At 74.3% G+C, this 13,718-nt stretch carries 9 protein-coding genes; 2 read left to right on the plus strand and 7 right to left on the minus strand.

What is annotated here, in order from left to right:
• Positions 1-409: PmbA/TldA family metallopeptidase (locus tag LPA27_RS02775; RefSeq protein WP_324251232.1), on the minus strand; the 409-nt coding region annotated here is incomplete at its 3' end.
• A gap of 57 nt (positions 410-466) precedes the next feature.
• Between LPA27_RS02775 and LPA27_RS02780 the strand changes: the two genes are divergently transcribed.
• Complete coding sequence (locus LPA27_RS02780) at positions 467-1,213, plus strand: sulfotransferase family protein (protein ID WP_056864474.1); 747 nt, start codon at positions 467-469, stop codon at positions 1,211-1,213.
• Positions 1,214-1,315: 102 nt separating this feature from the next.
• On the opposite strand, the gene LPA27_RS02785 is transcribed toward LPA27_RS02780, so the two are convergent.
• The 5 genes from LPA27_RS02785 to pepN form a co-directional block, all read right to left on the minus strand.
• Entirely contained in the window at positions 1,316-4,552 is a 3,237-nt protein-coding gene (locus LPA27_RS02785) for an AAA family ATPase (protein WP_228941431.1), read from the minus strand.
• On the minus strand, positions 4,552-5,823 hold the full coding sequence (locus tag LPA27_RS02790; RefSeq protein ID WP_228941432.1) for an exonuclease SbcCD subunit D: 1,272 nt from the start codon (positions 5,821-5,823) through the stop codon (positions 4,552-4,554). Before LPA27_RS02790 ends, LPA27_RS02785 begins: the two co-directional genes overlap by 1 nt.
• Positions 5,824-5,939: 116 nt before the next feature.
• Positions 5,940-6,992 carry an NAD(P)-dependent alcohol dehydrogenase gene (locus tag LPA27_RS02795; RefSeq protein WP_056864472.1) on the minus strand — a complete coding sequence of 351 codons (1,053 nt, stop codon included), beginning with the start codon at positions 6,990-6,992 and terminating at the stop codon, positions 5,940-5,942.
• Positions 6,993-7,136: 144 nt separating this feature from the next.
• The gene (locus tag LPA27_RS02800) at positions 7,137-8,012 is read right to left on the minus strand and encodes a formate dehydrogenase accessory sulfurtransferase FdhD (RefSeq protein WP_056864471.1); all 876 of its coding nucleotides are present in this window, start codon (positions 8,010-8,012) and stop codon (positions 7,137-7,139) included.
• Positions 8,009-10,546: an aminopeptidase N gene (gene pepN, locus LPA27_RS02805; protein WP_228941433.1), complete on the minus strand. Its 2,538-nt coding sequence runs from the start codon at positions 10,544-10,546 to the stop codon at positions 8,009-8,011. Before pepN ends, LPA27_RS02800 begins: the two co-directional genes overlap by 4 nt.
• A 152-nt stretch (positions 10,547-10,698) precedes the next feature.
• Between pepN and LPA27_RS02810 the strand changes: the two genes are divergently transcribed.
• Complete coding sequence (locus LPA27_RS02810; protein ID WP_056904094.1) at positions 10,699-12,441, plus strand: SpoIVB peptidase S55 domain-containing protein; 1,743 nt, start codon at positions 10,699-10,701, stop codon at positions 12,439-12,441.
• Positions 12,442-12,540: 99 nt separating this feature from the next.
• On the opposite strand, the gene LPA27_RS02815 is transcribed toward LPA27_RS02810, so the two are convergent.
• Positions 12,541-13,539, minus strand: coding sequence for an NADP-dependent oxidoreductase (locus LPA27_RS02815; protein WP_228941434.1), 999 nt, complete (start codon positions 13,537-13,539; stop codon positions 12,541-12,543).
• Positions 13,540-13,718: the final 179 nt, after the last annotated feature.

The following is a 13,718-nucleotide window of genomic DNA, read 5'->3' on the forward strand; positions in this document are numbered from 1 at the left end:
CGAGCGGGTTGACGGCGTAGGAGGAGACCCAGGTGACGTCGTCGTGCACCGGCTCGGGCGCCAGCACCACCGGCTCCGCGGTCATGCTCGCGGCGACCTCGGCCACCCCGACCGCGGTCTCCGCCACGCGGCGGGCCTCCTCGGGGGTCAGCACCACGCCGGAGGCGAAGCCCCAGGACCCGCGGTGCACCACCCGCACGGCGAAGCCGAGGTCCTCGCTGTCGCTGGCGTCCTGGAGCACCCCGTCGCGCACCGCGAGCGACTGGTAGCGCACCCGCTCGAAGCGGAAGTCGGCGTGCGTGGCCCCCAGCTCGGCGGCCCGCGCGAGGGCGGTCTCGCCCAGCGACCGGAAGGGCAGCGCCAGGAACGTCGGGTCGAGCCTGGCCTGGTCGGGTCGCGCGGCACTCATGGCGCCGAACCTAGCCGACGCGGCCCATGGGCGCCGCCCGTCAGTAGGGTGAGCGCCATGGAACAGCGCCCCGTCTCCCGCTGGCTGCCGGGTCGTCGCCGCCCCGCGCCGCCGACCGGCCCCGCCTGGCTCGGGCTGGGTGCCCAGCGCTCGGGCACCACCTGGTTCACCGAGCTGCTGACCCAGCATCCGGAGGTGGGTCTCGGCACCAACGGCAAGAAGGAGCAGCAGCTCTTCCACCGCGTCGCCGACGGCCTGGTGCCGGCCCAGGAGTACGCCGACCTCTTCCCCGCCGACGGCCTGCGTCGCGGTGAGTTCACCCCGCAGTACCTGCGCCACGCCTCGCTGCCGGCCTACGCCGCGGCCCACCTCGCCCCGGAGGTGCCGGTGCTGGTGCTGCTGCGCGACCCCATCGAGCGCTTCCGCAGCGCCATGCGGTGGGCCGGCACACGCGGCAAGTCGTGGCCCTACCCGCTGCAGATCACGATGCAGACCTTCAGCGGCTTCTACGCCGACCAGCTCGACACCTGGGCCGCCGCGATCGGGCGCGAGCGACTCACGGTGATGGTCTACGAGCAGGTGCGACGCGACCCCCAGCCCGCCGTCGACGCGGTGTGGCGGGCCCTCGGCGTGGAGCCCGTGCCGCTGGCGCAGGTCGAGCGCGAGTCGACCTCCTCGAGCCGGGTCGAGTGGGACTGGCCCGAGGGCCTGAGCGACTCGCTGCGGGTGATGTACGGCCCGCAGCTGCCCCGGTTGCGTGACGACTGGGGTCTCGACCTCAGCGCGTGGACCCAGATGCTCTGAGCCGGGACGCGTCGTCCCCGGGGCCGCGCCGGGCCGCCGGCGACCGGGGCGGCCGCCACGGTCAGGTCGGCCGCGACCGACGCCGCGGCCGCGACGGACCGGTCAGCGGCTGACGGCCAGCGTCGACCCCGACCGCCCCTTGCTCACCTGGAGGCGGGCCGTGATGCGGTCGCGCATCTCGCCGACGTGGCTCACGACGCCCACGACGCGTCCCCCGTCGCGCAGCGAGTCGAGCACGTCCATGACGTCGTCGAGGGTGTCGGCGTCGAGCGACCCGAAGCCCTCGTCGACGAAGAGGGTGTCGAGGTCGGCGCCGCCGGTCTCCTGCGTGATGACGTCGGCCAGGCCCAGGGCCAGGGCGAGGGAGACCACGAAGGTCTCACCGCCCGACAGTGTCGCGGGGTCGCGCGACTCCCCGGACCAGTCGTCGCGCACGAGCAGGCTGAGCCCGCCGCGGGTCTCACCGGCGCCGCGGCGCCCGGAGTGCTCCAGGGCGTAGCGGGCGTCCGACATCCGGGCCAACCGCTCGTTGGCCGCGGCCACCACCTGGGAGAGCCGGTAGGCGAGGACGTAGGCGGAGAGCCGCATCTGCAGGGCGTTGTCGGCGGCCTTGCCCTCGACGAACGTGGACAGCCCCGTCGCCAGCTCCAGCCGCTCGCGCACCGGCGCCCACTGCTCGAGGGCACGCTCCAGCTCTCGCACCAGGTCGGTGAGCCGACCGCAGCGCGTGGTCCAGGTGGCGGCCACCGCGCGCGCCGACTGGAGCTCGGTCTCCGCGGCCTCCCAGGCGCTCTGCGCGGCGGCGGGGTCGGTGTCGGCGCCGTCACGGGGACCCACGTCGCGCAGCTCGTCCTCGACCCGGGTCAGCGCCCGGTCGTGGGCGTCGACGGCATCGGCCAGCCGCTCCACCTCGGGCTCCTCCAGCACCGCCGCCAGAGCGGCGCCCGGGTCGGCGAAACCGGCCTCGGCCGCGGTCTCGGCCAGACGCGTCCGGGCGTCGGCGACAGCGTCGCGCCCCCGCTCGAGGTCCTCGAGCGCCGTCCGTGCCTCGCGGAGGCGCTCGGCCTCGCCGCGCAACGAGGCCAGCAGCGAGCCCAGGTCGCCGGGCTCGCCGTCGTCGTCGCCGTCGTTGTCGTTGTTGCCGTCGTCGCCGACGTTGCCGACGTTGCGGCGACCGACGCGCTCGAGCACGGCGGCGATCTCGGAGCGGATCTCGGCGATCTCGGCGGTCACCGCGCGGGCCGTGGCCTCGTGGTCGGCCACCGCGGCGTGCGCCGCCTGGAGGCGGTCGGCGAGGTCGCCACGCCGCTGCTCGAGGCGACGCTCCTCGGTCTGGAGGGCCTCGACCTCCGCTGCGGCCGCCGCGCCGGTCGTGGCCTGCTCGCGCAACGCGGCGGCGCGGGACTCGAGCGCCTCGAGGGCCTCCCCGCCCGACCGCTCGCGGGCGAGGGCGTGGCGCGTCCTCAGGTCGCGCAGGTGCGACTCGCGCACGTGCTCGTCGGCCTTGGCGTCGTCGAGCGCGCGCTGTGCCTCCTTCTCCGCCGCCGCATCGGCCGAGCCGGGGGCGGCGACGGCCTTGGCCGGGTGCTCGGCGGAGCCGCAGACGGGGCAGCAGCCGCCGACGGCCAGGGCGCCGGCGAGCTCGGCGGCCATGGCCTCGATGCGGGCCTCGCGCACGGAGAGCAGGTGCTCGTGGGCCTGGCCGGTGGACTCGCGCGCCTCCAGCCACACCTCGTGGGCCTGGGCGGCCGACGTCTCCAGGCGGGCGGCCTCGAGGGCGGCCTCGAGCCGTGCGGTGGTCTGGTCGAGGTCGGCCCGGACGACGCCGAGGAGGGCGGTGGCGGCGCGGGCCGCGTCGAGACGCTCGCGCGTCGCGGCCAGGAGGGCCGGGAGCGCTGCGGCCTGCTCAGCGTCACGGGCGAGGTCGGCTCGCAGACGCTCCAGCGCGGCACCGGTCCGCTCCTCGAGGCGGCGCGCCGTGACGAGGCGCTCCTCGCGCGGCACCAGCGCGGTGACACGTGCCGCAGCGTCGACCGCCGCGGCCTCGCGCTGCGCCAGGTCGTCGGCGGACGGTCCGGTGGACGCACCGGTGCACGGGGTGGACGTCTCGTCGGACAGCTCGCGCCGGTCACCGTCGGACAGCGCGCCGAGGGCCGCTGCTGCCCGCCGCTCCGCGGCGTCCGCCGCCAGGGCGCTCTCCTCGGCCCAGCGGTGGAGGGGCGCCACGGCCGCGGCCCGCCGGGCCTCGGCGAGCCGCACCCTGCGTCGCTGCTGCGCCGGCTCCTCGGCGACCAGTCGGCGGTGCTCGGACTCGGCGACGCGGCGGCGACGGTCCCGCTCGGCCGCGAGCCGGGCGCGCTCGAGCGCCTCCCGGGTCTCGCGCTCGCCGAGCGCGGCCGCGGCCACGGCCTCGGTGGTCGCCGCCAGCGACGAGGTCGCCAGCGCGCGCAGGTCGCGACCCCACGCCAGCAGGGTGCCGTCGGCCGCCAGCAGGTCGAGGCCCGGCACCGTGTCGACGGTCGTGTCGGCGGTCGTGTCGGCGGTCCTGGCGGCGCCGGACCCGGTGACGGCGCCCGGGGCTGCGCCGGGCGTGGCGTCGGGCGCGGCGTCAGGCGGGGCGTCAGGCGGGGCGTCTGCATCGGCGGCTCCAGATGCGAGGCCCGGCAGCGCGGCGTCAGCGGCCTCGCTGACTCGACTGACCAGGTCGGCGACGCCCTCGCGGCGCGACTCGGAGTCGCGGCGCAGCGCGGTGCGGTGCTCGCGCAGCCAACGCTCGACGTCCTCGAAGCGGCCGGTGCGGAAGAGCTGCTGCAGGAGCCGGTGGCGCTCCTCGGAGCGGGCGCGGAGGAAAGCCTGGAAGCGGCCCTGCGGGAGCATGGCGACCTGGGTGAACTGGGCGACGTTCATGCCGACCAGGCCGGTCACGAGCTGGCCGGTCTCGTCGAGCCGGGTCGACAGGGTCGTCCACTGACCGCCGACCCGCTCGGCGACCACGACGCTGGCCTGCTGCGTGGTCATGCCGGTGCCGCGCCGCTTGGGCCGTTCCCACTGCGGGGAGCGGGTGATCCGGAAGCGGCGTCCGGAGAGCGTGGCCTCCAGCTCGACGCGGGGCGCCACGCCCTCGGCGGCGTGGTCGGAGCGCAGCCGGCGCGCGGCGTTGCGGTCGCCGGGCACGTCGCCGTAGAGCGCGAAGCACACGGCGTCGAGCACGCTCGTCTTGCCGGCGCCGGTGGGGCCGGTGAGCAGGAAGAGGCCCGCGGCCGAGAGCTCGTCGAAGTCGACGGAGACGGTGTCGGCGAAGGGGCCGAAGGCGGTGACCTCGAGGTGGTGCAGCCGCATCAGAAGAGCCGCCCGTCGGCCGCGGCCGCGGAGGCGGCCAGCAGCATCTCGGGGTCGGCCCGGTGGTCGGACTCCTGGTCGGACCCGTGGTCGCCGGGGCGCCGCACCGGATCCAGGTCGGGGTCGTCGCAGCAGGCGTCGACGGCGCGCCGCAGCAGCGCCCGCTCGGCCGGGGAGGCCTCCTCGCCCCTCATCGCGGTCATGAACTCCAGCGCGATGTCGTGGTCGCTGCGGCCCTGGGTGCGGCTGGACGGCACCGCTCCGACCGTGACGGGGGTGCTGTCGAAGCCCAGGACGAGGGTGTGGGGGAAGCGGCGCCGCAGCCGCTCCATGGCTTGCGCGGGGCGGCCCGCGTCGGTGAGGGTGACCTGCACCCAGGACTGCTCGTGCTCGGCGAGTCGCGGGTCGCTCAGCAGGGTCTCCAGCTCGCCCCGCAACCGGGCCAGCGGGCGGGGCACCGGGGCGTCGACGAACTGCGCCGACAGCCTCGCCGTGCCCTCGCCGGGCGCCGCGGGTGCGCCGAGGTCGACCAGCCAGGACCCCTTGCGGTGGGTGGCCTCCGAGAAGGAGTACGCCAGGGGCGATCCGCTGTAGCGGACCGCGTCGGTGAGGGTGTGACGGCCGTGCAGGTGTCCGAGCGCGGTGTAGTCGACGCCGTCGAAGACCGACGTGGGCACCAGCGAGACACCGCCGACGCTGATGTCGCGCTCGGAGTCGCTGGACTCGGCGCCGGCGACGAAGGCGTGCGCGAGCACGACCGACCGGGTGCCGGGACGCCCGGCCAGGTCGGCGCGCACGCGCCGCACGGCCTCGGTCAGGGCCGCCTGGTGGGAGCGGGAGGTCAGGCCCCACGGCTCGCGCACGGCGTCGGGGTCGAGGTAGGGCAGGCCGTGGACGGCCACCGGACCGTGCTCGTCCTCGAGCAGCACGGGGCGCCCGACGGTGGCGGGGTCGGTGCGCAGGTGCACGCCGGCGGCGTCGATGAGGCGCGCGCTGAAGCCGAGCCGCTGGGCGGAGTCGTGGTTGCCGCTGGTGACCACCACCCGGGCCCGCGACGCGGCCAGCCGGGAGAGCGCCTCGTCGGCGAGGCGCACCGCGTCGACCTGCGGCAGCGCACGGTCGTAGACGTCTCCGGCCAGCACCACGAGATCGACCTGCTCGGACTCGACGACCGCCAGCAGGTGGTCGACGTAGGCCGCCTGGTGGGTCAGCATCCCCTCGCGGTGGAACGACCGGCCCAGGTGCCAGTCGGAGGTGTGCAGGATGCGCATGGGAAGAACCTACGAGGGGCCGCCGACACTGCGGGGGACCCACGCCGCACGGCCCCGGGACGGGGTCCCGGGGCCGTGCGGTCGCCGCCACGGGGGCGGCGACGAGAGGTCGCCGCTCAGCCCTCGAGGGCCGCCATGTCGATGACGAAGCGGTAGCGGACGTCGCTGCCCACGACGCGCTCGTAGGCCTCGTCGATCACGGCCGGCTCGGGGGCCAGCACCTCGACCTCGGCCCCGATGCCGTGCTCGGCGCAGAAGTCGAGCATCTCCTGGGTCTCGCGGATCCCGCCGATCTTGGAGCCGGCCAGGCTGCGGCGCATGCCGGCCAGCGAGAAGGCGTGGTAGGTGTCGGCGTCGGCGGGGATGCCGACGTTGACCATCGCGCCGTCGAGGCGCAGCAGCGAGAGGTACTTGTCGACCGGCAGCGTCGCGGCCACGGTGTTGACGATCAGGTCGAAGGTGCCGGCGAGGGACTCGAAGGTCTCGGGGTCGGAGGTCGCGGCGTAGTGGTCGGCGCCGAGACGGCGGCCGTCCTCCTCCTTCTTCAGCGACTGGCTGAGCACGGTGACCTCGGCGCCCATGGCCGCGGCGATCTTGACACCGAGGTGGCCCAGGCCGCCCATGCCGACGATGGCGACCTTCTTGCCCGGCCCGGCGCCCCAGTGGTGCAGGGGGGAGTAGGTGGTGATGCCGGCGCACAGCAGGGGAGCGGCGACGTCCAGCTCGATGCCCTCGGGGATGCCGAGGGTGTAGTCCTCGTGGACCACGATCTGCTTGCTGTAGCCGCCGTAGGTCTCGACGCCGTCGTAGTCCTTGCCGTTGTAGGTCGGCACCTCGCCCTTGAGGCAGTACTGCTCCTCGCCGGCGCGGCAGTTCTCGCACTCGCGGCAGGAGTCGACGAAGCAGCCGACGCCGACACGGTCGCCCACGGCGTACTTGGTGACGCCCGGGCCGACCTCGGCCACGGTGCCGGCGATCTCGTGGCCCGGGACCATCGGGAAGATGCCCTCGGCCCACTCGTTGCGGGCCTGGTGGATGTCGGAGTGGCAGATGCCGCTGTAGGCGATGTCGATCAGCACGTCGTGCTCACCGACGGCGCGGCGCTCCACGGTGCTGGTCTCGAACGCAGCGCTCGGGGTCGGCACGGACAGGGTGGCGGTGGTGCTCATGGGGTCGTGCTCCTCTGGTGTCGCGGATGAGGGACGACTCCACGCTAGGCAGGCGCGGGCCGGGATCCGCCCACCCCCTTGGGTCAGACACCGCCGGAGCGGGGAACGTCACAATGCGCCGCCGGTGACCGGCGGTGACAGGGCTCAGACATAGCGCACGGTACGCCGCGGCGAGGTGAAGCCCCACAGCTCCAGGCCGCTCTGGGCGGCCAGCTGCGCCGACAGGCTGGTCGGGGCACCGACCGAGACCAGGGAGCCGAAACCGGCGGTGACCGCCTTCTGCACCAGCTCGAAGCCGGCACGTCCGCTCACCACCAGGCAGGCGCCACCGGGTCGCTCCCCGGCCATCGCCCGGGCGCCGCTGACCTTGTCGACGGCGTTGTGGCGACCGACGTCCTCGCGCACCAGGACCGCCTCGCCGTCGGCGGTGAAGAGCCCGGCGGCGTGGATGCCGCCGGTGCGGGCGAAGACCGGCTGCCGCTCGCGCAGCAGGTCGGGCAGACGGCGCACGACGTCGGCGGTCGGCGTGGCGCCCTCCCAGCGCGCGCCGCGCGCGATGTCGAGCACCGCCGAGACGCTGTCGGCGCCGCAGACGCCGCAGGCCGATGACCCGGCCGAGAGGGCGTCGTGGCGGTGGCCCGGCGGCCGGGCCGGGGGCTCGGCCAGGGTGAGGGTCACGACGTTGAACTCCTGCTCCGGGGCGAGGTCGACGTCGGTGCAGTAGGCGATGCCCGCGATGCCGGCGGGCCCGGGCAGTCCCTCGTGCACGGCCCACCCCGCCGCGAGCTCGAAGTCGTGACCGGGGGTCCGCATCGTCACCCAGGCCCGGTGGGCCTCGGCGCCGGGCCAGGCGAGCCGGATCTCGAGCGGCTCCTCGGTGACCAGCCGGTCCTCGTGGCGGCGGACCTCGTCGGGCCCCTCGCCGTCAGGGCCGGCTCGGTGCTCCTCGACCCGCGTGCGGACGGTGGGCCCGGGACGCCGGGCGCGGGCACCGGGAAGGCCGCGCGCTGCGCCGCTCATGCGCCGAAGGCCCGGGCGACGGCCAGGCGGTGCTCGAGGTCGTCGGTGGCGTCGACGACGCGGCGGCGCACGGTGGCGTCGAGGCCCGGGGCGTCGGCCGCGGCGTGCAGCGCCGCGACGGTCTCGTCGCGCAGCGAGGTGAGGGGGAAGAAGGCGGTGACGACCTGGCCGAGCACCCAGCCCTGGTGGACCTCGGCGATGGTGGGGAGCGCCTGGAGGTAGCGGGCGACGTAGGGCTCGGTCAGGTGCTCCTGACCGGGGCGCCACAGCCCGAGCCCGGCGGCCTCGAGCTCGTAGTTGGTGGCGGGGACCGCACCGGTGAAGCGCTCCCAGGCGAACTCCTTGGCGGCGGCCTCGGGCAGCGACGCGACGGCCCTCGCGTGCTCGACACGGGTGCGGGTGGTGGGCTCCTGGGCCAGCCAGCGGTCGAGAGCGGACCGGTCGGTGGCGCCCAGCGCGGCGAGCCGGACGAGCAGGCGCCAGCGCAGCTCGTCGTCGACCTCGACGCCGTCGGGCAGTCCCTCGCCCGCGATCCAGTGCTGGAGGCGGTCGGCGGGTGCCGTGGCGGCGGCGGCCTGGAAGGCGGCGAGCTGGAGGGTCGAGCCGGCGGGAGCGGCGAGCGCCCCGGCCAGCCCCGCCTCGTGCACCCGCGCCGCGGCGTCGTCGCCGTCGGTGGTCAGCGGCAGCACGTCGCGCAGCAGCCACGGCACGGTGAAGGCGATGGCCGCGTCGCTGTCCTCGGTCGGCAGCCAGGCCTCGACGAGGTCGACCACCGCCCCCGGCGCCACCGTGGCGTGGTGGTAGCCGCTGCGCACGCCGTTCCACACCCCGGCCCGCAGCAGCGCGTCGTCGGTGCGGGGGAGCAGCGCGGGCAGCTGCGCCAGCGTCTCGCCGTCGGGCTCGACGACGGCCCACGTGTCGTCGTAGGGGTCGAGCACCACCGCGGCCCCCGCCTCCGGCTCGTACGGCGTGCGCCCGCCCCGGGTGGTGACCCGGGTCAGCGCCCACGGGCCGGTGCCGGCGGTGCCGCCGGACGGAGCCGTCGCCCGGGCGGTCGCGACGCGGAAGGTGTGCGACCGGTCCGCCGGGCTGCCGGGCGGCGGCGTGCGCACCAGCTCGCCGGCGGAGCGGTCGAGCACGATGCGGTCGGGCCCCGCGGTGACCAGCCAGCCGCGGGTGAAGTCCGAGAGGTCGCCGGCGCCGGCGCGCTCCCAGCTCGCGAAGAGGTCGTGCATGGTGGCGTTGCCGAAGAAGTGGCTGCGGAAGTGGTCGACCGCGCCGGCGAGGAAGACCTCGTCGCCCATCGTGGCGTTGAGCTGCTTGAGGATGCTCGAGCCCTTGGCGTAGGAGATCCCGTCGAAGTTCTGCAGGGCCGCCGTGGCGTCCTCCTCGCCGTTGCCGGCGACCGGGTGGGTGCTGGGCCGCTGGTCGGCCAGGAGGCCCCACTGCCGGCGCGAGAAGGAGTTGTAGACCCAGGCGTCGGTGTACTCGGTGACGTCGGCGGTGACCCGGTTGCCCATGTACTCGGCGAAGGACTCGTTGAGCCACAGGTCGTCCCACCACAGCGGGGTGGTGATGTTGCCGAACCACTGGTGGGCCATCTCGTGGGCCACGGTCGTCGCACGCTGGATGCGCTGGCCGCGGGTCACCTTGCTGGAGAAGACGAGCTGGTCGCGGAAGGTGACGCAGCCGGGGTTCTCCATGGCGCCGGCGTTGAACTCCGGCACGAAGGCCTGGTGGTAGTCGCCGAAGGGGTAGCGGATGCCGAAGAGACGGTGGAACTCGTCGAAGCACTGCTTGGTCATGGTCAGCAGCTCCTCGGCGTCGGCGTCGAGGTCGGCGGCCAGGCTGGCCCGTGCGCTGAGGCCCAGGGGGATGCCGTCGTGCTGGTCGCGCACGAGGTGGTAGGGCCCGGCGACCAGGGTGACGAAGTAGGTGGACAGCGGCTGGCTCGTCTCGAGCTCCCACACGCCGGGCTCGGGGTTGGTGGCCGGGGCGTTGCCGATCACGACCCAGTCCTCGGGCGCGGTGACGTGCAGCGTGTAGGGGGCCTTGAGGTCGGGCTGGTCGAAGCAGGCGAAGACGCTCGGGGCGGCGTCCATGAAGGACATGCCGTAGACGTAGTGGCGCCCGTCGGCGGGGTCCACCGAGCGGTGCAGCCCCTCGCCGTCGTTGCGGAAGGCCATGACCGCGTCGACGACGAGCTCGTGGGGACCCTCGGTGGTCTCGAGGGGCAGGCGCCCGCGTCGCAGGAGGTCGACGTCGACGGGGTGCCCGTCGAGGTGCACGGAGCGCAGCGAGGCCGGCTTCAGGTCGACGAAGGTCGTCCCGCCGCGCGAGGTGAACCTCACGGTGGTGACCGAGCCGAAGGTCTCGGTGTCGGAGGCGAGGTCGAGGCGCAGGTCGTAGGACTCGACGTCGAGCAGCGCGGCGCGGGCGACCGCCTCCGCGCGCTTGAGCCCACCGGGGGCGGCGGCCTCGGCGGAGGCGGTGGGGTCGGTCGGCGGGGCGGTCGGGGTGTCGGCGGAGCTCACTCCCTCACCCTAGGACGTGCCTCCCACGGTCACGATCGGGCCACGGTCACCAACCTGCCCGGCCCGGCGTGCAACCAAAAGGGTGAGGAGCACGTCACCCTTCACGAGGGACGCAGACCGCGCCCTCGCCACACAGGAGGAATGAGGACGCGATGACGCGACCCAGCACCACGCGCCGGGGCCGGGCCCTGGTCGCCAGCACCGCCGCAGCCGGACTGTTTCTCGGGGCCGCAGCCGTCGCCTCCGGGCCGGCACAGTCCGCCGAGCCCGCCGAGGACTGCACCCCCACCTACCCCCAGGAGCAGATCACCGCGGACGCCGCGGTGACCGGCCTGACCGTCTCCGAGGGCACCACGCCCGAGGCCTTCGAGGGCTCGATCATCGGCGTGCTCGACGACGGGATCGCTCCCGGCGTCGACATGATCATGGCCGACCTCACCTCGCCGGCCATCGACGCGGCCGGCGGCATCTGGTCGGGCATGTCCGGTTCGCCGGTCTACATCGACGGCCAGCTGGTCGGCGCCGTCGCCTACGGCCTGTCGTGGGGATCCTCGCCGATCGCGGGCATCACCCCCTTCGCCGAGATGGACGACTACCTCACCTCCGGCACGCGCCGCGTCGACGTCGACGCGCGCGCGGCCCGCCAGATCGCCGCGAGCTCCGACGTCACCGCGAGCCAGGCCGAGCAGGGCTTCCGCCAGCTCCGCATGCCGGTCGGCATCAGCGGGATGACGCAGAAGCGCATCGACATGGTCCGCGAGAGCGACAAGAAGTACTTCTCCGAGCAGACCTACGCGGTCGGCGCCGTGGGTCGCGCGGCCGCGGCCGACGCCACCGAGGAGACCATCGTCGCCGGAGGCAACCTCGCCACCACGCTGTCCTACGGCGACGTGACCGCGGGCGCCGTCGGCACCGCCACCTCGGTCTGCGGCGGAGAGGTGGTGGGCTTCGGCCACCCGTTCGCCTTCTTCGGCGAGACCACGCTGGGTCTCAACCCGGCCGACGCGCTCTACGTCCAGCCCGACAGCCTGGGCGCGCCCTTCAAGGTCGCCAACATCGCCCCCGCCGTCGGCACCATCACTGACGACCGCACCACCGGGATCACCGGCACCTTCGCCACGCTGCCCGACACCACCACGGTGGCCTCGACGGTCAGCTTCGACGGCCGCGAGCGCACCGGCAGCAGCGACGCCTACGTCAAGCGCTTCCTCGCCGACACGGTCTTCGGCCAGCTGCTGGTCAACCACGACCGCGTGCTCGACTCCTACATCCCCGGCACCGAGGCACAGAGCTGGACCATCACCGGCACCGACGAGCTGGGTGCGCCCTTCGAGATCTCCTCGGCCGACACCTACGTCTCGGACTACGACATCTCCTTCGAGTCGGTCTTCGAGCTGGCCGACCTCGCCTACGCCCTGAGCCGCATCGACGGCGTCCAGGTCGACGACATCACCGTCGACAGCGACGTCGACACCTCCACCGACACCCTCAAGGTGACCGGTCTGCAGCAGCGCAAGGGCGGCGAGTGGACGACGATCGGGCGCCGCACCAACCTGGTGGCCAAGGCCGGGAGCACCCTCGACCTGCGCGCCGTGCTCACCGCGGTCGACGACACCGTCACCTACGCACCGGTCTCGGTGAAGATCCCGTCGCGCGCCAAGCGCTCGGCCTTCCTCGTCGTCCAGGGCGGTGCCTCGGACTACACCAACAACTACCGCATCAAGTCGGTGGCCCAGGCCGTCAAGGCCTACGCCGACCCGGTCCGCAACGACGAGGTCTCCGCGGAGCTCTACGCCAACGGCAAGGGCCTGCGACGCTCCTTCGTCACCCAGAGCGGTCCCTACGACGAGGTCGTCCGCGGCCAGCGCTACGTCGACATCCGCGTGCGCCGCTGACGCGACCGCACCACCCTCGCAGCACAGCACGACCCGCACACACGACGGCGGGCCCGGACCACCTGGTCCGGGCCCGCCGTCGGCGTGTGGGGGGCTCGCTCAGAGCCGCACGAGCATCTTGCCGGTGTTGGCACCGTTCAGCACGCCGAGGAACGCCTCGACGGCGTGGTCGAGCCCGTCGGCGAAGGTCTCCCGGTGCTTCAGCGAGCCGTCGGCCACCCAGGCGCCGGCCTTCTCGTAGAACTCCGAGGCCAGGTCGTAGTGGTCGGTCACGATGAAGCCCTGCAGCCGCAGCCGCTTCTGCACCACCATCATCATGTTGCGGGGGCCCGCGGCCTGGCTCGGGTCGTTGTAGCCCGCGATCATGCCGCAGACGGCCACCCGGCCGAAGTCGTTGAGGTGCGTGATGGCGGCCTCGAGGTGCTCCCCGCCGACGTTGTCGAAGTAGACGTCGACCGGGCCGTGCTCGCCCAGCCGGTCGCTCACCCGGCCGTCGTGGTAGTCGAAGGCGGCGTCGAAGCCGAGGTCGTCGGTCAGCCACGAGACCTTGTCGGCCGAGCCGGCGGACCCGATGACCTTGCCGGCGCCCAGCAGACGCGCCATCTGGCCCACGGAGGAGCCGACGGCGCCGGCCGCACCGGACACGAAGACGGTCTCGCCCTGCTTCATCTCGGCGATGCGGGTGAGGCCGACGTAGGCGGTCAGCCCGGTGCTGCCGAGCACGCCGAGGTAGGTCGAGGCGGGCAGCGTGGAGACGTCGAGCGTGCGCACGGCCTTGCCCGACACCACGGCGTGCTCGCGCCAGCCCAGCCCGTGCAGCACGGTGTCGCCGACCTCGATGCCCTCGGCGCGCGACTCCAGGACCTCACCGACCGCGGCCCCCTCGAGGGGCGCGTCGAGGGCGAAGGGGGGCACGTAGGACTTCGCGTCGTTCATGCGTCCGCGCATGTAGGGGTCGACCGACATGACGTCGGTGCGCACGAGCACCTCGCCCTCGCCGAGGTCGGGGAGCGTGGTGGTGACGAGGCGGAAGTCGTCGGGCACGGGCGCGCCGGAGGGTCGTCGGGCTAGGTGGATCTCGCGGGTCTCGGTGGTCATGTCCTCGATGGTGCCACCGGCTCCCGAGGGGCGACGGAGGTGGTGCTGGCAGGGCGTCGACGGGTGCGCGACATCACAGCCTCGAGGATGAGGTGCGGTGTGTAGCAGTCGCTACGATGTAAGAGTCGAAAACGACGATGACCAATGACAGGTGTGCGGGTACCCGCACACCGGACGCC

The organism is Nocardioides sp. Leaf374, from assembly GCF_916862475.1.
In the GTDB taxonomy this organism is placed as follows: Bacteria; Actinomycetota; Actinomycetes; order Propionibacteriales; family Nocardioidaceae; genus Nocardioides; species Nocardioides kribbensis.